Source organism: Herbaspirillum sp. 1130, assembly GCF_017833835.1.
GTDB lineage: Bacteria > Pseudomonadota > Gammaproteobacteria > Burkholderiales > Burkholderiaceae_D > Herbaspirillum > Herbaspirillum huttiense.
This window is the reverse complement of record NZ_JAFICQ010000001.1, coordinates 1200128-1218442: the sequence shown is the minus strand read 5'-3', so window position 1 is coordinate 1218442 and position 18315 is coordinate 1200128. Positions and strand designations below refer to the sequence as shown.

Here is an 18315-nt window from a genome sequence, read left to right as displayed (position 1 = left end):
CTTTTTGTAGTCGGTCGATCAGCCCCGCCGCAGCAGCGGGGCCGTCCCGGTCACCGGCGGCAGGGTGGAGAAGCCGGTGGCGGGCTGGGTTCAGTTCATTGGCTCAGGTCGTCTTGGGGCAGGCTCATCGCGACGGCGGCGGGGCTGCCGCCAGTCCGGCCTGCTGGGCGTCGAAACCGCCGCCCAGAGCCTTGTAGAGCGCCACTTGCTGTTCACGGCGCTGGGCTTCCAGCGCCACCAGCGACTGGCGCTGGGCCAGCACGCCCGTTTCCGAGGACAGCAGCGTCAGTTGCGACACCAGGCCCAGGCGATAGCGTTCGCGCGCCAGGTCGTAGGCACGCTCGGCGGCTTGCAGCGCTTCACGGCGGATCGGCAGCTGGCGCTCGATGGAGTGGATTGCCGCAATCTGGCGCGCCACATCGGCATAGGCATCGTTCAAGGTCTTGTTGTAAGTGGCGACGGCCAGCTCGTAGTTTGCGTATTCGCCCTTGAGCCCGGCCCGCAGTGCGCCGCCTTCGAAGATCGGCAGCGTGATGGCCGGACCGAAGGCGATGCTCTTGCTGGCGGCCGTGAAGGGATTGGCATCGACCAGACTGTCGAAACCGATCGTGGCGCTCAGGTTGATGTCCGGATAGAAACGCGCCTTGGCGACATCCACACCACGGCTGGCGGCTTCCACCTGCCAGCGCGCGGCCACGATGTCGGGACGGCGGCCCAGCAGGTTCAGCGGCAGGTCGGCCGGCAGGCCCGGCGTGGCCATGTTCTGCAGGGCGGGCGGGGCCAGTTGCAGGCCGCGGTCCGGTCCCTTGCCGCTGAGCGCGCCCAGCTGCTGGCGCAGCAGCACGATCTGGCCGGCATTCTGTTCCAGCTGGGCGCGGGCATCGGCACTGCTGGTGCGCGACTGGTTGCGTTCGATCTGGCTGTCCAGACCGGTCTTGACGCGGTCGGCGGTGATGGTCTCCAGATTGCTGCGCTGCTGTACCGTGCGCTGCAGGATGTCCTGTACCGCATATTGCGCCGCCAGCTGGCTGTAGACCGAGACGATCGAGGCCGTGAGTGCCAGGCGTGCTTCCTGCTCGCTGGCCTGGGCCGCCTTCTCGCTGGAGATGGCTTGCTCCAGGGCAGACTGGTTCTTGTTCCAGAGGTCAAGCTCATAGCCGACGTTCAGGCCAGCCTTTTTTTCGTTGTACCAGTTGCCACCGTAAGGCGGCGGGTAGATCGAGGTACTGGAAAACTGATTGCGGATGACCGAGGCTTCGGCGTTCACGGTCGGCAGCAGCGGTGCGCCGCGTGACTCAGCCAGTGCGGCCGCTGCACTGATGCGGGCGCGCGCCTGTTGCAGGCCGGGATTGGTGGCGAGAGCGTCCTCGATCAATGCGGTGAGCTGGGCGTCACCGAACTGGCGAACCCAGTCGCTGCCCGGCCATTGCCCGTTGGGGGCGCCGGGATTGGGATCGGAGAGGCTGCGTGTGGTACTGAAGTCGCGCGCCTGGGCCAGCTGCTTGTCGCTGCCGATGCCCTCGAAGCTGGCACAGCCCGCCAGGCCGATGGCCCCGATCAGCGCGGCCAGCACGGCGCAGGCTGCCTTCGCCCGCGGCCGGGTGGCGGGCGAGATGATGCGTTGCATAGAATTCTCCACGAAGAATGTTTGGCGATACGAGTTGTTTTTCGAGTTTTGCGATACGCGCCGCGACGTTCCGACAGCCTTCAGTCGCGAAGACTCGCAGGACCGGGCCGATGGGGCAGGCAGCGCTTGCCTGGATTTACGAGTACCATGACGGGGTCGGGCGAGTAAAAACTCATTTTTCGTATTATACTTCGATATACGAACAATCACTCACGTTGCGAATTCGCGTCGGGGGCGGGCGAATTCCTCACCAAAGCTGCCAATGAAACTGCAACCCAGAAAAGAACCTCGCCAAGCGCGTTCGCGGGCGATGGTCGATACCATCCTTGATGCCATGTCGCGCGTGCTCGTCGAGCGTGGCTATGCCAAGACCAATACCAATCTCGTGGCCGAATCGGCCGGCATCAGCGTCGGTTCGCTGTACCAGTATTTCCCCAACAAGGATGCGCTGATCTTCGCGCTGCGCGAGCGGCACAGCACGCGCATGCTCACGCTGTTCGAAGACGTGGTGGCGCACATCGATGCTTCCGGGACGCTCTCGGGCGATTTCGAGAAACTGATCAACGCACTGGTGGCGGCACACCTGCTGGAGCCGGAACTCAATCGCATCCTCGAAGAGGAATTTCCGGCCTTCAACCTGCCGGTCTCGCAGGAAATCCGCCAGGGCTTCTTCGATTCCATCCGCCGGGTGCTGGAAAAGCACCGCGCCGCGATCACGCCCCCCGATCTGGATGTGGCGACCTTCGTGGTCCAGCGCATGCTGAAGGCGCTCATCAAGGCGGTGGTGCTGACCGGTTACGGTGGCGTCTCCCCGGCCAGCGTGCGGACCGAGATCCTGCCCGCCGTGATCGGCTATCTGACCGCTCCGCGCAGTCAGTAGCGCGACATCAAATGATCTGGTTGCTGAGGGGCATCCAGTATTGAAATTCACGGGCATAATTACCAGAGTGAAGATTGAAACGGGGATCGGGGCGGCCACCGAGGGCGGGAAGGCCGATGATCCTGGAATATTGCGCACAGGCAAGTCAGAAACTCCCCGATATCCATCCCGCAGGGCTTCCGTATAGTGCGGGGATGGAAGGCTGGAAGGATGCGCTGTTGCCACGGTCGCCGCCGGTCATCTTCATTGCCCTTATTTTTCAATGACAGCGATATGCAGAAAAAGAACATGCGCCGCGCCCCCCTCCTGACTCTCTTCCTGTTGTGGGCAGGAACGTGGGCCTTGAGCGCTCAGGCCGCCGTCTCGGTGCAGGTGCTCGACAGCGCCGGCCAGCCGGTGCCCAATGCCGTGGTCTATGCCGAACCGGCGGGTGGCGGGGGCGCCGTCAAGGCGGCGCGCCAGGTGGAGATCGAGCAGAAGAACAAGACCTTCATTCCCTTGGTGACGGTGGTGCAGACCGGGACAGCGATCCTGTTCCCCAACCATGACAACGTCCGGCACCATGTCTATTCGTTTTCCCCGGCCAAGACCTTCGAGCTGAAGCTGTATTCGGGCGTGCCGGGCAGTCCGGTAGTGTTCGACAAGGCCGGTACCGTGGTATTGGGTTGCAACATCCACGACGAAATGGTGGCCTACGTGCAGGTGGTCAACACGCCGCATTTCGGAGTGAGCGAACGTAACGGCGTGGTGAAGCTGGACGGCATCGCCAATGGCCGCTACACGCTCAAGGCCTGGTATTTCACCATGGGACCGAACCAGGCCGCCGTCGAGCAGCCGCTGGAAGTACAGGGAGACGGCCGGGCCGTCATCAAACTCAACGTCAAGGCGGTGCCGCTCTGAAGCGGCGGCATCACGCCAATCTGAACAACAGGAATCGGGGCCGGGGTGCGTCTTTACCGTCTGGAAAGCAAGATCGTCGCGCTGTTCATCATCCTCATCGTGGTGGTGCAACTGGCCGGCTTCGTGGCGATCCGAACCGCCATTGATCGCAATGCGCGCAGCGCCATCAGCGAGGAGCTGATCATTGGCGAGCGCGTCTTCACACGCCTGCTGGACCAGAATGCCCAGAAGCTGACCCAAGGCGCACGTCTGCTGGCCTCCGATTTCGGCTTCCGCCAGGCCATCGGCACCGATGACCGCGACACCATCGCCTCGGTACTGGCCAACCACGGGGCGCGCATCGGTGCGTCCATGGGCATGCTGGTCGGCACCGATGGCCTCATCCACGCTTCCACCCTCGAATATCCCGATACCGACCTGCAGCGCAGCAGCCTGGAACTGGTCCGCAAGGCCGGCAACGGCAATGGCGCGGCCGAAAGTGCGGTGGTCGGCGACAACCTGTTCCAGATCGTAGCGGTGCCGATCAAGGCCCCGGTCACCATCGCCTGGGTGGTGATGGGCTTCCCGGTGGACCGCGACCTGGTCAACGACATGCGCGCGCTGTCGCAACTGCAGGTCTCCATCCTGGTGCGCCAGCGTGGCAGCGCGGGCTGGACGGCCGATGTATCGACCCTGCCCAAGGCAGAAGCTCAGATGATGGCCAAGGAGGCCAGCAGCCCGCAGATGGGCCAGGCGGGTGCCACCGACCTGCAGATCGACGGCAACCAGTATCGTGCCCGCGTGCTGCCGCTGGCACGCGCCAGCAATGGCCAGGAAGCGGTGGCCGTATTGCAGCGCTCGGTGAGCGAGGCGGTGGCTCCATATCAGCGTCTGCAACTGATCTTGCTCAGCATCACCGTGCTGGGCGTGCTCGGTGCGGCGGTCGCCAGCGCCGTGATGGCGCGCCGCATCACCAGTCCCCTGCGTGACCTGGCCACCGTGGCCAAGCGGCTGGGGGAGGGCGATTACAGCGAAGGGCTCTACATTCGCCGGCAGGATGAAATCGGCCGTCTGGGTGCGGCCTTCGAAACCATGCGCTCGGAAATCGCCAGCCGCGAACTCAAGATCAGCCGGCTGGCGTATCAGGACCAATTGACCGGCCTGCCCAACCGGGTGCAATTCGGCGACCTGCTGCGCGAAGCGATCGGCCAGGCGCAGGCGCTGCCGGGAGGCAGCTGCCACATCCTCATGATGGACCTGGACCGCTTCCAGCAGGTCAACGATGTGCTCGGCCACAGCTTCGGCGACGACCTGCTGCGCCAGGTAGCGGCACGCCTGGACGCGCAGCTGCTGTATCCGGGGGCCAAGGTGGCGCGCCTGGGCGGGGATGAGTTCGCCATCCTGCTGCCGGGCGTCGATCTCGCTGGCGCGCTGGATCAGGCGGCACACATCCTGCGTGCGCTCGAACAGCCATTGTCGCTGCAGGAACAGACCGTGGACCTGGGGGCCGGCATCGGCGTGGCCGGCTATCCGGCCCACGGTGACAGCAGCGAAGTGCTGCTCAGCCGGGCCGAGGTCGCCATGTACACCGCCAAACGCAAGGGCAATGGTGTGACGATCTACGATCCGGCCATCGACCAGAGCAGCCAGGAAAGCCTGTCGCTGCTGTCCGAACTGCGCCGCGCGCTGGAACGCGACGAATTCATGCTCTATCTCCAACCCAAGCTGGACCTGGCCACGGGTGCCGTGGTCGGCGGCGAAGCGCTGGTGCGCTGGGTGCATCCGGAGAAGGGCTTCATCGGGCCCGACAATTTCATTCCGTTTGCCGAGACCACCGGTTTCATCCGCATGCTGACCATCTGGATGATGGAAAAGGTGGCGGGGCTGTCGGCCCGGTTGCAGGCGCAGGGGCTGCGCCTGAAGTTCTCGGTCAACCTCTCCACGCGCGACTTGCTGGACCAGGAATTGCCGAACGCCTTCGGGGCCATCCTCGAACGCCATCGCCTCACGCCCGCCGCGCTCTGCCTGGAAATCACCGAGAGCGCCATCATGGATGATCCGGCGCGCGCCCAGAGCACGCTGGACCGGCTGGCCGCCATGGGCTTTGCGCTGAGCATCGATGACTTCGGTACCGGCTATTCCTCGCTGGCCTACCTCAAGCGCTTGCCGGTGGATGAGCTGAAGATCGACAAGTCTTTCGTCATGAAGATGGCGCAGGATCAGGATGACGCCAAGATCGTGCGCTCCACCGTGGACCTGGGCCACAACCTGGGCCTGCGGGTGGTGGCCGAAGGAGTGGAAAGCGAAGAGGTCTGGTTCCTGCTGCGGCAGATGGGCTGCGACCAGGGACAAGGGTATTTCATGGGCAAGCCGATGCCGGTGGAGCGCTTCCTGGAATGGTTGCAGCAGTGGCGGGCGCCGGAGATGCTGGATCAGTCGGAAAACGTCGCAATATGAAGGATGGCGCGAGGGGTCGCGCCAGCAAAGAATCACCGGGAGGGGAGCAGGGGACAGCATGAAGAAAATCACCAAAAGTGGCGCGTTCGCGCTGCTGGCGACACTGTCTGCGCCGGTGTTGGCGCAGCTCAGCGATGCTGACCGCGAGGCCTGGATGCAGGCCCAGCAGCGCAAGGCCGCCCAAGCCATGCGCGCCGCGCCGGGCCCCGTCAGTTCCGGCGCGGCAGCTACTGCCGCCGAACCCGCTGCCGATCAGGACAAGACGCGCTGGATGCCCGACCTCGGCAAGCTCACCGCCACAGGCGGCGTGATCCAGGTCGAGGGGGCCGGCGGCGGCGGTCTGACGCCCTGGGCGCTCATCACCGGCTATGGCACGCGCGACAGCTATGGTGCCAACGCCCATTACACCTATCTGGCGACCCAGGATTACACGCTCAAATCCTATGGCGTGGCCGTGGGGATGCTGGACCGGTTGGAACTGTCGCTGGCCAAGCAGGAGTTCTACGGCAGCCTGGCCCCGTTGGCCGATCTCAAGATCACGCAGGATATCGTCGGCATCAAGCTCAAGCTGGCCGGTGACGCCGTCTATGATCAGGACCGCTGGCTGCCGCAGATCGCCGTCGGTGCCATGTTCAAGCACAACAACGGCATCGGCGGACTGGGCACGGTCACCAGCGTCAAGCAGCTTGGCGCGGCCAGCGATGCCGGCATCGACTATTACCTCTCGGCCACCAAGCTGCTGCTGGAGCAGAGCCTGCTGCTCAACGGCACGCTGCGGCTGACCAAGGCCAACCAGATGGGACTGCTCGGTTTCGGCGGCGACCTCAACGACCGCTACCAGGCCATGGGCGAGTTCTCGGCGGCTTATCTGATCAACCGGAAGCTGGCGTTGGGCGTGGAATACCGCATGAAGCCGCGCAACCTGGCGGCCGACCACGAGAAGGATTATTACGATGCCTTCCTGGCCTGGTTCCCCAGCAAGAACCTGTCGATGACCCTGGCCTACGTGGCGCTGGGCGACATCACCGTCTACAACCCCAAGCGGCAACGCGGCGTCTATCTGTCGCTGCAGGCCGGTTTCTGAGCGCACGGGAGCCGCGATGAACAAGTTCAGAATGCAGCAAGCCGCGCTCGGACTGGCCCTGGCCTGTGCCCTCGGCCTGGCGCAGGCCCAGACCCGGACTCCGGCCACGCCCGATGACAGCCTGTTTCGCGCACTGGGCGGCTTGCCCGTGATCGAGCGGGTGGTGCAGGATTTCATGGACAACATGCTGGCGGATGCCCGCATCCGCCATACCTTCGACAATTCCAACGTCAAGCGCGTCAGGGAAAAGCTGGTGGAGCAGTTCTGCCAGCTCAGCGGCGGCGGTTGCGTCTATACCGGCGATCCCATGCGCGAAGTGCACCAGGGTCTCAAACTGAGCAATGCGGACTTCAATGCCTTGGTGGAAGATCTGCAATTGGCCATGGACAAGAATGGCATCCCGTCCCGCACCCAGAACCGCCTGCTGGCGTTGCTGGCACCCATGCAGCGCGAGACGGTCAGTCGATAGCAAAAAATATTTTGTGGCGGCGGGAATAAAGCAGGGCCGCCTTCCGTATACGTCGGCATGGGTATGGCACATCGCGCAACCCGACCACGAAAAGGAAACATCATGAGACTGCTCGCAACCTCCCTGCTGGCGCTGGCCTGCGCCTCGGTTTCTTTCACCGCCTCGGCCCAGAGCGCCGGTGTCAAGACCATGGACGGCATCCTGGTCGACGCCAGCGGCATGACCGTCTACACCTTCGACAAGGACACCGCCAACAGCGGCAAGAGCGTCTGCAACGGCCCCTGTGCCAAGCTGTGGCCGCCGGTCGCACCGATGGGCAAGCCGGCCGCGCCGTATTCCACGGTGACGCGCGACGATGGCAGCGCCCAACTGGCCTACCAGGGCAAGCCGCTGTACCTGTACGAGGCCGACAAGAAGCCGGGTGACCGTACCGGCGACAACTTCAAGGACGTCTGGCACGTCGTCAAGCCCTGATCGTCCTTCAGACCCTCCTGCCCGCCATGTTCGGACGTACCGCCAGGCTGCAGCGCCAGCAACGGGAACGTCAGGCCGACGAGCAAGCCATGCTCGCCTGCCTGCCGCGCCTGCGGCGGTACGCCCGCGCGCTGACGGGCGGGCGCGACAGTGCCGACGACCTGGTGCAGGACACCCTGGAGCGCGCCTGGCAGAAGCTCGACAGCTGGCAACGCGGCAGCGACATGCGGCCCTGGCTGTTTGCCATCATGCACAATCTGCACGCCGACCAGCGTCGCCAGCCGACGCTGGTCACGGTGGACCTGGAGCAGGCAGCAGACGCTGCGGCCCCGGCGTCGCTGGCCGAACACGGCTTGGCCCTGGATCTGGAAGCGGCCCTGCAGCTGCTGCCGGCGGAGCAGCGGGAAGTCCTGCTGCTGGTGGTGCTGGAAGAGATGCGTTATGAAGAAGTCGCGGCCACGCTGGGCATTCCGACCGGGACCGTGATGTCCCGCCTGTCGCGCGCCCGCGAGCGTCTGCGGCAATGGATGGAGGGACCCGGCGGGCAGGGTGAAGCCGCTGCGACCCTGAAGGTGGTGAAATGAAGACCCCGGCATTCCCCGAAGAAGATTTGCACGCTTACACCGACGGCCAGCTGCCGGCGGCGCGTGCCAGCGAGATGGCCGCCTGGCTGGAGCAAGACCCGGCACACGCCGGGGATCTGCACCGCGTGCGCGCCTGGCGCGCCCAGAACCGCGCCTTGCATGCCCATTACGACCCGGTCCTCGAAGAACCCCTGCCGCCGCGTCTGGCTGCAGCGGTGCTGGCCGGGGCGGGGGAGCCGCACCGCCGCCGCGATGAGGCAGGCGAGGGGGCGGCCAATGGCCGGTTCTGGTGGCGTTATGCGGCCATGCTGTTGCTCACGCTGGCGGGCGCTACGGGCGGCTGGCTGGCGCATGACCTGAGCGGCGGCGGCCGCGCCGGCACGCTGGCATCCGCGCCCGTGATGCTGGCGCGCCAGGCCGCGGTGGCCCATACCGTCTTCAGTGCCGACTTGCGGCGGCCGGTGGAAGTCGGGGCCGATCAGGAACAGGCGCTGGTGACCTGGCTGTCGCGCCGGCTGGGCGTGAACGTGCGCGCCCCCAAGCTGGCACCGCTGGGGTACGACCTGATCGGTGGCCGGCTGCTGCCGGGGCAGAGCGGTCCGGTGGCGCAGTTCATGTATCAGGATGCGGCCGGACAGCGGCTGACCCTGTATGTCTCGCACGACCAGGTGCAGAACAGCGAGACCGGCTTCCGCTTCGCTCAGGAAGGCAAGGTCAACGTCTTCTACTGGATCGATGGCCAGTTCGGTTATGCGCTGTCGGGCGGCGTTGCACGCGCTGAACTGTCGCGCATTGCCAGTTCGGTCTACGAGCAACTGGTGCCATTGCAGCCCGCGCCGTCACGCTGAGCGCCTTACGGCGGACCTTGTTCCGACTTGAGGTTTACACATGCAAAAGCGGGTAAGGACGGGGCAACTCCCGTCAAGACTGTCTGCTTGCCTGCCGCTAACACATTTACCCATGACGTAAAGCCTGATCAACCATGGTGGGGGGATGTGGAAACATGCGAGATCAGGCTCACGCCATGGTCCGGTTGCACTTCAGACAAGGAGTTTCATATGGAGCTAGCAACTATCGCCAGCGGTGCAGCAACGGCCTGGCTGGTCGACAAGGCGGCGCAGTCCGTCGGCATCGATCTGGGCAAGGTCGCCAAGGCGGCGGTGGATGATGTGGTAGGTGTCGCAACGACCGTGGCGCGCCTGCCGTCCAATGTCAACATTGGACGCATCATCAATACCATCGTCTAGGTGGCCAGGGCTTGCTGCCTTGGCGTTCGCTTGATCGCACCCTTCGGGGTGCGATTTTTTTTGTCATGATGGGCTCAAGATATTCGCAGCGAGACGTGTCGAGCTGAGTTGAAATACTGACAAATACTCAAAAATATTCTTGATTGATGTAAAGAAACAGCGTCCAATGCCGTAACCAAGGCACCGGGCGACGCATCCTGTTTCCCGGTATCCCCCAAAAGGAGAGCACCATGGATGTCAATCAAATCGCATCACTGGCCACTAGCATGGCGTCGGCGCAGACTTCGGATTCGGTCAACGTACTGATGCTGAAGAAAGCGCTCGACAGCCAGGCTTCTGCCGCCGTGGGCCTGTTGCAGGCATTGCCGCCGTTGCCGGCCAACCCGAACATCGGGCGCAACGTCAATACCACTGCCTGAACACCGTCCTCTTGAAATCGCAGTCCTTGCCGGACTGCGATTTTTTTTGTGCATCGTCGGATCGCCGCCTCTGCCCATTCTTCGGAAGAACAATAGATTGTGCGTTTAGGTAAATGCACAATCTATTGTTCTTGATTTCGTGCAGATGACCAATATAATGGTTATATGTAAAAAGAACCATTTAATTAGATCTTCTGATGACCAATCTGCAAGACATCGGTCGTCGCATCCGCACCGCGCGTAAAGCACGGGGGATGACGGCTGTCGCGCTGGCCGCGCTGGCCGGAATGCACCGCAACACCTTGCTGGCGCTGGAAACCGGGCGCGGCAACATCGAACTGGTCAAGCTGCTGGCCCTGTGCGAGGAGCTGGAGCTGGACCTGCTGCTGTTGCCGCGCCAAGCAGCGCCGCTGCGCGCCGCCGAGGCGCAAGGCGCTGGCAGCCAGACCGAACTGGGGGCGCGGCTGCAAGCGCTCATGGGCGAAGGAGGCGGGGCATGAGCATGCTGCGTTCCCTGCGCATCCGCCTCGGGCAGACCGAGGTCGGTTCCTTGTTCGCCCTGGATGACGGGCGCTGCTATTTCCGTTTCGATGACGCCTATGCCTTGCAGGGGGACGATCGTCCCGTCCTCTCGCAGCTTTATCTGGCCTCCACCGAAGAGCGTACCCGCGCCCAGTTGCTCGATCCCACGCTGGCGGCCAACCGGGGGGATGGCCGTGGCGGATTGCCTCCCTTCTTCCAGAATCTCCTGCCCGAAGGGCAGTTGCGCAAACACCTGATCCAGCGCGCCGGTCTCGCTCCGGACGATGAATTTGGCCTGCTGGCCTATTGCGGTCGCGATCTGCCGGGCGATGTCTCGGCACTGGCCGAAGAACTGGATGAACGCGGTCTCGGCCGCCTGCTGGGGCAGGGCCATGACAGCTACGAGATGAGTTCCGGCCAGTTGCCGGTACCCGGCGGGGAATCGCTCTCCGGCGTGCAGTCCAAGCTGGCGCTGGTGCGGGAGAGCGGCGGACGCTACGTCATGCGCTCCAAGGATAGCCAGGGCAGCCACTTCATCGCCAAGCTGCCGGCCACCGACTACCCCAACATGCCGCAGGTTGAGTTTGCCTCGCTGACCCTGGCCGCTGCCGCTGGCGTGCAGACTTGCCGGTTCAGCCTGGAGCCGTTGTCGGCCATCGGTGATCACCTGCCGTTCGGCCTGCGCAACGACGCCAGCCGTTTCCTGCTGGTGCAGCGCTTCGACCGCGACGCGCCCACGCCCACCGGACGCTTGCACATGGAGGATTTCGCCCAGGTCACCGGTACTGCGCCGGCGGCCAAGTATGTCGGTACCTACGCGGCCATCGGCGTGGTACTGCTGGAGCGCAGTACGCGCGGGGCCGAGGATGTCTACGAGTTGCTGCGGCGGATCAAGGTCAACGAGCTGCTCGGCAATTTCGATGCGCACCTGAAGAATTTCAGCCTGCTGTATTACACGCCCCAGCAGGCGACGCTGTCGCCGGCTTATGACATCGTGGCCTATGCGGCCTACGTGGGCGGCGATGGCCATGCGCTGGCCTTCGTGCCGGGACAGAAGGGCAAGCAATTGCTCACGCCCGCCATCCTGCGCCAGCTCGCCAACCTGTGGCGCCTGCCGGAGCCGCGATTGCAGGCGGTGCTGGTGGAGACGGTCGAGCGCGCCATGACGCAATGGCCTTCCCTGATCGAAAGCCTCCCCTTCACCGACGCCCAGCGCGGCAAGCTGCTGGCGCATCTGGAGGCCAATGCCAGCGTGGCCGCCTGGCGCCGCCGCGCCGCGCGCAGGAAGCCTGCCAGCGCGGAGGGCGCATGAGGCCCACGCCCACCCTGCCCATGCGCGAGGGCTTGTCGCCCAGCTACCTGTGGCTGCAACCGGGGCCTTGGCGCGACATGCTGTCCTTCCTGGCCGACCGCTTTACGGCCGTCCCCGAATCGATCTGGCGCGAGCGCCTGCTGCGGGGGGAAGTCCGCAACCAGCATGGTGAAGCATTGCGCCCGGAGTCGCCCTATCGCAGCGGCGATTGCATTTTCTACTACCGCGAATTACCCGAGGGTGAAGCGCGCATTCCGGTGGAAGAAAAAGTTCTGCATCTGGACGACCATTTGTTGGTAGCCGACAAACCGCATTTCCTGCCGGTGATCCCGACTGGTCGCTTCGTGCAGGAAACCCTGCTGGTGCGACTCAAGAAGGCCACCGGCCTGCAGGACCTGGTCCCCATCCACCGGCTGGACCGGGAGACGGCCGGGGTGATCGTCTTTTCGCATCAGCCGGCCAGCCGAGGCAAGTATCAGTCCATGTTCCAGCAACGGTCCATGTTCAAGGTCTATGAAGCGATTGCCCCGCTGCGGCCGGATCTGGCGTTGCCACGGGTGCACCGCAGCCGAGTGGAAGAGATCCCTGAACAGTTCTTTAAGATGTATGAGGCCGAAGGCGCGCCCAATTCTGAAACCCACATTTCCCTCCTCGAACAGCGGGGAGAACTGGGCCTCTACCAGCTGGAACCGGTCACCGGACGGCGTCACCAGTTGCGGGTGCACATGGCCTCGCTGGGCATTCCCATCCTCAACGATCTGTTCTATCCGCACGCCGTGCCCGTGGGCGTGGCCGATGATCTGGACAAGCCCCTCAAACTGCTGGCCCGTTCCCTGTTCTTCATCGATCCGCTCGATGGCAGCGAGCGGCATTTCGTCAGCCAGCGCAGCCTTTAGCCGGGACGTTAACGCGGGTCAGGCAGCCGATTTGAGCTGGTGCAGAGAAGCCACCAGATCAGCAAACCGTTGCCCCTGGATCATGATGTGCTGGCGCAGCACCTCGACGGTACGTTCCGGGTCGCCGGCGATGATGGCATCCACCACGGCCTGGTGTTCGTCATAGGACATCCTGAGACGATCCCGCACCCGCAACTGCAGGCGGCGATACGGCCGCAAGCGGCGGTGCAGGGCGCGCGCCTGCTCGGCCAGGAAGCCATTGTGGCTGCCGGCATAGATGTGGTCGTGGAAGGCTTCGTTCAGGTAAAAATAGGCATCCGGATCGCTGGCATCGCGCGCCGCCTGGCAGGCCTGGTGCGCCGCCAGCAGCTCGGCATGCTCGGCCGGCGTCATGCGGCGCGCGGCCAGGCGGCCGCACATGGCTTCGAATTCGGCCATCACTTCAAACATCTCGATCAATTGCTGCGGGCCGATCTCGGCCACGATGGCCCCCCGGCGCGGCCGCATCTCGACGATGCCCATCGAGGCCAGCTGGATCAGCGCTTCACGGATGGGCGTGCGCGAAACACCGAATTCCTCGGCCAGCGAGGTTTCATCCAGATGCTGGCCCGGCGCCAGCTTGCCGACGGCGATCAGCTCTTCAATCGATTCGCGCAGGGTTTCAGAACGGGTCTTTGGCGTGTCCATGGTGTGTTGCCTCTAAAACAAGCATTGTAAAGGGAAGGGCTTCCACAGGATTAATGCTTGACAATGTATGCGTTTAACCTGAAATTGTATACACGATGAGAGCATAAAAACACAGTAGTTCCATCAATTCCTGGAGGAGATACCAGCATGACCGCATTTACCCGTCGCCATTTCCTTGGCACCCTGGCCGCTGCACCGCTTGCCACCGCCATGCCCGCTGCTTGGGCGCAAACGGCCAGCCTGAAGATTTCTCACCAGTTTCCCGGTGGCACCCTGACAGAAGGCGACTTCCGAGACCGCCTGGTGCGCATGTTCGCCCAGCAAGTGAACGAAAAGACCAAAGGGGCCTTGAAGTTCGAGATCTATCCCGGCTCGTCCCTGATGAAGACCAATGCCCAGTTCTCCGCCCTGCGCAAGGGCGCGCTCGACATGTCGCTGGTACCGCTGAACTATGCAGGCGGCGAAGTCCCGGAAACCAACATCGGCCTCATGCCTGGCCTGGTGACCTCCTACCAGCAGGGCGCCGCCTGGAAGAATGCCGAAGTGGGCAAGGAACTGGCCCGCATCCTGGGCGAGAAAGGCGTAGTGATCGTCAGCTGGATCTGGCAGGCGGGCGGGGTAGCGTCGCGCGGCAAGCCCATCGTCGATCCGGCCGATGCCAAGGGCATGAAGGTGCGCGGCGGTTCACGCGAGATGGACCTGATCCTGAAGGAGGCGGGGGCCGCCGTGGTGACCCTGCCGTCCAATGAAATCTACGCCGCCATGCAGACCGGCGCGATGGATGCGGCGATGACGTCGTCGACTTCCTTCATGTCCTTCCGCCTGGAGGAGGTGGCCAAGTCCCTCACGACCGGCCGCGACAAGGCTTACTGGTACATGTTCGAGCCGCTGATGATGTCCAAGGCCGTCTTCGAACGCCTGCCCAAGGACCAGCAGGCCGTCATCATGTCCGTCGGTGCAGACATGGAACAGTTCGCCACCAAGGCTGCCCAGGCCGACGACATCGCCGTGGCCCAGGTCTACCAGAAGGCCGGTGCCAAGGTGGTTGACCTCAACGCCGAGGTCGTCAAGAAGTGGCAGGACATCGCCCGCAATACCGCCTGGAAGGACTTCGCGGCCCGCAATACCAACTGCGCCAAGCTGCTGGCCCTGGCGGAGAAGACCGTATGAGCCACGGCTTCGAGATGCCCGGCGCGGCGGCCACGCGCCCGGCCGTGCCGGCCAGCGCCCCGGTGGCCTGGCTGTCGGCCTTCCTGCAGGGCTACCATCGCGTGGCCGTGTTCCTGGGAATGATTGCGCTGCTGGTGACCTCCTGCATCCTCACCTATTCGGTGGTGGTGCGTTACTTCTTCCATCAGCCTACCGACTGGCAGGATGAAGCCTCGGTCTTCATGCTGGTTGGCGTGATCTTCCTGTGCTCGGCTTATGTGCAGTCGCTGCGCGGGCACATCGGCATCGAGGCGCTGGCGGGCTTGCTCTCGCCGCTGGCCAACAAGGTGCGCATGTTCATCGTGGATGTGGTGTCCTTCCTGTTCTGCGCTTTCTTCACCTGGAAGTCGTGGACCCTGTTCCATGAAGCCTGGGTGGAGGGGCAGACCACGTCGTCCACCTTTGCGCCGCCGCTGTGGATTCCGTATTCCCTGATGGCGCTGGGCATGAGCATGCTGACGCTGCAATTGCTGGTGCAGGTGCTCACGCGCATCACCGGCACCGTGCCTGCTGCAACGTCCGGAGGTGCGCAATGAGTCCGCTGACCCTGGGTGTGCTCTATGGCGTGGTCACCATCCTGGTGATGTGTTCGGGCATGCCGATTGCCTTTGCGCTGGGCGTGGTGGCGACCGGTTTCATGTATTTCTTCATGCCGGAATCGTCGCTGGATACCATCACGCAAAACGTTTATGAAGAAATCGCTTCCATCACGCTGCTGTCGATTCCGCTCTTCATTTTGAAGGGGGCGGCCATCGGCAAATCTCCTGCGGGCAAGGACTTGTATTCGGCCATCCACGCCTGGCTGAACAAGGTGCCGGGCGGGCTGGGCATTGCCAACGTGTTTGCCTGCGCGCTGTTTGCCGCCATGGCCGGTTCGTCGCCGGCGACCTGCTCGGCCATCGGCTCGGCGGGCATTCCCGAGATGCGCCGTCGTGGCTATTCACCGGGGTTTGCCGCGGGCATCATCGCCGCCGGCGGCACCTTGGGCATCCTGCTGCCGCCGTCGATCACCATGATCCTGTATGCCGTGGCCGCCGAGCAGTCGCTGGGACGCCTGTTCCTGGCCGGTATCGGGCCGGGCGTGCTGCTGGTGATCCTGTTCGCGGGCTATGCGGTCTTCCGGGCGCGCAAGGAATACAAGCTGGCGCATGCCGTCTACACCGCCGGTGGGGCCAAGTCGGCCTATCTGGATGACGAACATTTCACGCTGGCCCAGAAAGTGGAAATGCTGCCGCGCGTACTGCCTTTCCTGATCTTGCTGATCGGGGTGATGGTGGCGCTCTATGGCGGCCTGGCCACGCCTTCCGAAACCGCTGGCCTGGGCGCGCTGCTGGCGCTGGTGCTGATCGCGGTGGTCTATCGCATCTACAAGCCCAAAGAGATCGCACCCTTCCTCAGTTCCACCATCAAGGAATCGGGGATGCTGCTGCTCATCATCGGCATGTCGCTGCTGTATTCCTACGTGATGAGCTACCTGCACATCAGCCAGTCGGCAGCGCAATGGGTGGTCGACCTGCATCTGTCGAAGTGGCTGCTGCTGGCCGTGATACTGGGCATGGTGATCGTGCTGGGCTTCTTCCTGCCGCCGGTGTCGATCATCCTCATGACCGCGCCCATCATCCTGCCGCCGCTCAAGGCCGCCGGTTTCGACCTGATCTGGTTCGGCATCGTCATGACGGTGGTCATGGAGATGGGCCTGATTCACCCGCCGGTGGGGCTGAATCTGTTCGTGATCAAGAACATCGCACCCGATATCGCGCTGGGCGATGTCATCAAGGGTACGATTCCTTTCCTGGCGCTGATGTTTCTCGCGGTCCTGCTCTTGTGCATGTTCCCGGGCATCGCGACCGTATTGCCTGATTTGTTGATGGGAGCCAAGTAAATGAGTAGTAGCGAACGCGTGTGGGATGCGCGCCAGAAGAACCGTGAACAGCGGCTGGCGCGCGCCACCGCCGCATTGGGTAGCCAGTTGCAGGGCAAGATCGCGCCTGCGGACAAGCTGGCGGACCTGCTCTATGCGGTGCTGGAAAACGGCGACCGGGTCTGTGTCGAGGGCAACAACCAGAAACAGGCCGATTTCCTGGCCAAGGGCCTGGCGGCGCTCGATCCGGCGCGGGTCAACGGCTTGCACATGCTGTTCTCGGTGCTGGCCTTGCCGGAACATCTGGACGTGTTCGAGAAGGGCATCGCCGACCGGCTCGATTTTTCCTTCTCCGGTCCGCAGGCCGGCCGCCTGGCCAAGCTGGCCTCGGCCGGCAAGCTCAACATCGGTGCCATCCATACTTACCTGGAGCTGTTTGGCCGCTACTTCGTCGACCTGACGCCGCGCGTGGCGCTGGTGGCCGCCCAGGCGGCCGACCGCCACGGCAATCTCTATACCGGGCCCAATACGGAAGATACGCCCGCCATTGTCGAAGCGACGGCCTTCTCCAGCGGCATCGTCATTGCGCAGGTGAACGAAATCGTCGATGAGCTGCCGCGCGTGGACATCCCGGCCGACTGGGTGAGCTTTGCCATCAAGGCCCCCACGCCGCATTACATCGAACCGCTCTTCACGCGCGACCCGGCGCAGATTTCCGAGATCCAGGTGCTCATGGCGATGATGGCTATCAAGGGCATCTATGCCGAATACGGCGTGCAGCGCCTGAATCACGGCATCGGTTTCGATACCGCCGCCATCGAGCTGATCCTGCCGACCTACGCCGAATCGCTGGGCCTGCGCGGCAAGATCTGCAAGCACTGGGCGCTCAATCCACATCCGGCGCTCATACCTGCCATCGAGGCCGGGTTTGTGGAGTCCGTGCACTCCTTCGGCTCCGAGCTGGGCATGGAAGATTACATTCGCGCACGGCCCGATGTCTTCTTCGTCGGACCCGATGGCTCCATGCGCAGCAACCGCGCCTTCTCGCAGACGGCCGGCCACTATGGCTGTGACATGTTCATCGGATCGACCTTGCAGATCGACTTGCAGGGCAATTCCTCCACGGCCACGCTGGGCCGCATCGCCGGCTTTGGCGGTGCCCCCAACATGGGCGCGGATGCGCGCGGACGCCGCCATGCCAGCGAAGCCTGGCTCAAGGCCGGCCAGCAGGCACGTGCCGGACGCAATACCATTCCGCGCGGCCAGAAGCTGGTGGTGCAGACGGTGGAGACCTTCCGCGAGCACATGCAGCCGGCCTTCGTCGAGAAGCTGGACGCGTGGCAGCTGGGCGAGCAGGCCAAGATGCCGATTCCGCCCGTGATGATCTATGGCGACGATGTCACCCACATTCTCACCGAAGAGGGCATCGCCAACCTGCTGCTGTGCCGTACCGAAGAGGAGCGCGAGCAGGCCATCCGTGGCGTGGCCGGTTATACGGCGGTCGGCATGGGTCGCGACAAGCGCATGGTGGAAAACCTGCGCGACCGTGGCATCATCCGCCGCGCCGAAGACCTGGGCATCGACAAGCGCATGGCCACCCGCGACCTGCTGGCGGCCAAGAACATGAAGGACCTGGTGCGGGCTTCCGGCGGGCTGTACAACCCGCCCAAGCGCTTCCGCAACTGGTGATTTTCCCGCAATGAAAGCG

General features: G+C 63.8%; 20 protein-coding genes. 18 read left to right on the top strand and 2 right to left on the bottom strand.

The window, feature by feature from the left end; translation table 11 throughout:
- Positions 1 to 124 precede the first annotated feature (124 nt).
- Positions 125 to 1627 carry an efflux transporter outer membrane subunit gene (locus JOD78_RS05345; protein WP_209566784.1) on the bottom strand — a complete coding sequence of 501 codons (1503 nt, stop codon included), beginning with the start codon at positions 1625 to 1627 and terminating at the stop codon, positions 125 to 127.
- A gap of 262 nt (positions 1628 to 1889) precedes the next feature.
- Between JOD78_RS05345 and JOD78_RS05340 the strand changes: the two genes are divergently transcribed.
- The 14 genes from JOD78_RS05340 (at position 1890) to JOD78_RS05275 (ending at position 12850) form a co-directional block, all read left to right on the top strand.
- Positions 1890 to 2507, top strand: coding sequence for a TetR/AcrR family transcriptional regulator (locus JOD78_RS05340; RefSeq protein ID WP_121041634.1), 618 nt, complete (start codon positions 1890 to 1892; stop codon positions 2505 to 2507).
- A gap of 116 nt (positions 2508 to 2623) precedes the next feature.
- Positions 2624 to 2773, top strand: a complete 150-nt coding sequence (locus JOD78_RS05335) for a hypothetical protein (RefSeq protein ID WP_209566782.1) — start codon at positions 2624 to 2626, stop codon at positions 2771 to 2773.
- A gap of 22 nt (positions 2774 to 2795) precedes the next feature.
- Positions 2796 to 3407 carry a methylamine utilization protein gene (locus tag JOD78_RS05330; RefSeq protein WP_227022667.1) on the top strand — a complete coding sequence of 204 codons (612 nt, stop codon included), beginning with the start codon at positions 2796 to 2798 and terminating at the stop codon, positions 3405 to 3407.
- Between the two features lie 45 nt (positions 3408 to 3452).
- Entirely contained in the window at positions 3453 to 5843 is a 2391-nt protein-coding gene (locus tag JOD78_RS05325) for an EAL domain-containing protein (RefSeq protein ID WP_121041630.1), read from the top strand.
- Between the two features lie 58 nt (positions 5844 to 5901).
- On the top strand, positions 5902 to 6927 hold the full coding sequence (locus tag JOD78_RS05320; RefSeq protein ID WP_121041628.1) for a DUF3034 family protein: 1026 nt from the start codon (positions 5902 to 5904) through the stop codon (positions 6925 to 6927).
- Between the two features lie 16 nt (positions 6928 to 6943).
- On the top strand, positions 6944 to 7396 hold the full coding sequence (locus JOD78_RS05315) for a group 1 truncated hemoglobin (RefSeq protein ID WP_121041626.1): 453 nt from the start codon (positions 6944 to 6946) through the stop codon (positions 7394 to 7396).
- A gap of 102 nt (positions 7397 to 7498) precedes the next feature.
- On the top strand, positions 7499 to 7870 hold the full coding sequence (locus JOD78_RS05310) for a hypothetical protein (RefSeq protein ID WP_121041624.1): 372 nt from the start codon (positions 7499 to 7501) through the stop codon (positions 7868 to 7870).
- A gap of 26 nt (positions 7871 to 7896) precedes the next feature.
- The gene (locus JOD78_RS05305) at positions 7897 to 8454 is read left to right on the top strand and encodes an RNA polymerase sigma factor (RefSeq protein ID WP_209566779.1); all 558 of its coding nucleotides are present in this window, start codon (positions 7897 to 7899) and stop codon (positions 8452 to 8454) included.
- Positions 8451 to 9302 (top strand): anti-sigma factor, encoded by an 852-nt coding sequence (locus JOD78_RS05300; RefSeq protein ID WP_209566777.1) that lies wholly within the window; start codon positions 8451 to 8453, stop codon positions 9300 to 9302. Before JOD78_RS05305 ends, JOD78_RS05300 begins: the two co-directional genes overlap by 4 nt.
- Before the next feature lie 210 nt (positions 9303 to 9512).
- Positions 9513 to 9701, top strand: a complete 189-nt coding sequence (locus tag JOD78_RS05295) for a hypothetical protein (RefSeq protein ID WP_088753525.1) — start codon at positions 9513 to 9515, stop codon at positions 9699 to 9701.
- 230 nt (positions 9702 to 9931) lie between these two features.
- The gene (locus JOD78_RS05290; protein WP_121041615.1) at positions 9932 to 10120 is read left to right on the top strand and encodes a YjfB family protein; all 189 of its coding nucleotides are present in this window, start codon (positions 9932 to 9934) and stop codon (positions 10118 to 10120) included.
- Positions 10121 to 10317: 197 nt separating this feature from the next.
- Complete coding sequence (locus tag JOD78_RS05285) at positions 10318 to 10620, top strand: helix-turn-helix transcriptional regulator (protein ID WP_039785683.1); 303 nt, start codon at positions 10318 to 10320, stop codon at positions 10618 to 10620.
- A complete protein-coding gene (locus JOD78_RS05280) occupies positions 10617 to 11954 on the top strand; it encodes a type II toxin-antitoxin system HipA family toxin (protein WP_209566775.1) in 1338 nt (445 codons plus the stop codon). The genes JOD78_RS05285 and JOD78_RS05280 overlap by 4 nt, the downstream gene beginning before the upstream one ends.
- A complete protein-coding gene (locus JOD78_RS05275; protein ID WP_209566773.1) occupies positions 11951 to 12850 on the top strand; it encodes a pseudouridine synthase in 900 nt (299 codons plus the stop codon). Before JOD78_RS05280 ends, JOD78_RS05275 begins: the two co-directional genes overlap by 4 nt.
- 18 nt (positions 12851 to 12868) lie before the next feature.
- Here JOD78_RS05275 and JOD78_RS05270 read toward each other — a convergent pair whose 3' ends face one another.
- The gene (locus JOD78_RS05270; protein WP_134135855.1) at positions 12869 to 13537 is read right to left on the bottom strand and encodes a GntR family transcriptional regulator; all 669 of its coding nucleotides are present in this window, start codon (positions 13535 to 13537) and stop codon (positions 12869 to 12871) included.
- Positions 13538 to 13684: 147 nt separating this feature from the next.
- On the opposite strand from JOD78_RS05270, the gene dctP reads away from it, so the two are divergent.
- The 4 genes from dctP to mdcA are packed head-to-tail and all read left to right on the top strand — an operon-like array spanning position 13685 to position 18296.
- Positions 13685 to 14707: a TRAP transporter substrate-binding protein DctP gene (gene dctP / locus JOD78_RS05265; protein ID WP_209566771.1), complete on the top strand. Its 1023-nt coding sequence runs from the start codon at positions 13685 to 13687 to the stop codon at positions 14705 to 14707.
- Positions 14704 to 15282, top strand: coding sequence for a TRAP transporter small permease (locus JOD78_RS05260; RefSeq protein WP_209566768.1), 579 nt, complete (start codon positions 14704 to 14706; stop codon positions 15280 to 15282). Before dctP ends, JOD78_RS05260 begins: the two co-directional genes overlap by 4 nt.
- Positions 15279 to 16628, top strand: a complete 1350-nt coding sequence (locus JOD78_RS05255; RefSeq protein WP_121041604.1) for a TRAP transporter large permease — start codon at positions 15279 to 15281, stop codon at positions 16626 to 16628. Before JOD78_RS05260 ends, JOD78_RS05255 begins: the two co-directional genes overlap by 4 nt.
- Entirely contained in the window at positions 16629 to 18296 is a 1668-nt protein-coding gene (mdcA, locus tag JOD78_RS05250; RefSeq protein ID WP_209566767.1) for a malonate decarboxylase subunit alpha, read from the top strand.
- The last annotated feature ends 19 nt before the right edge of the window (positions 18297 to 18315 follow it).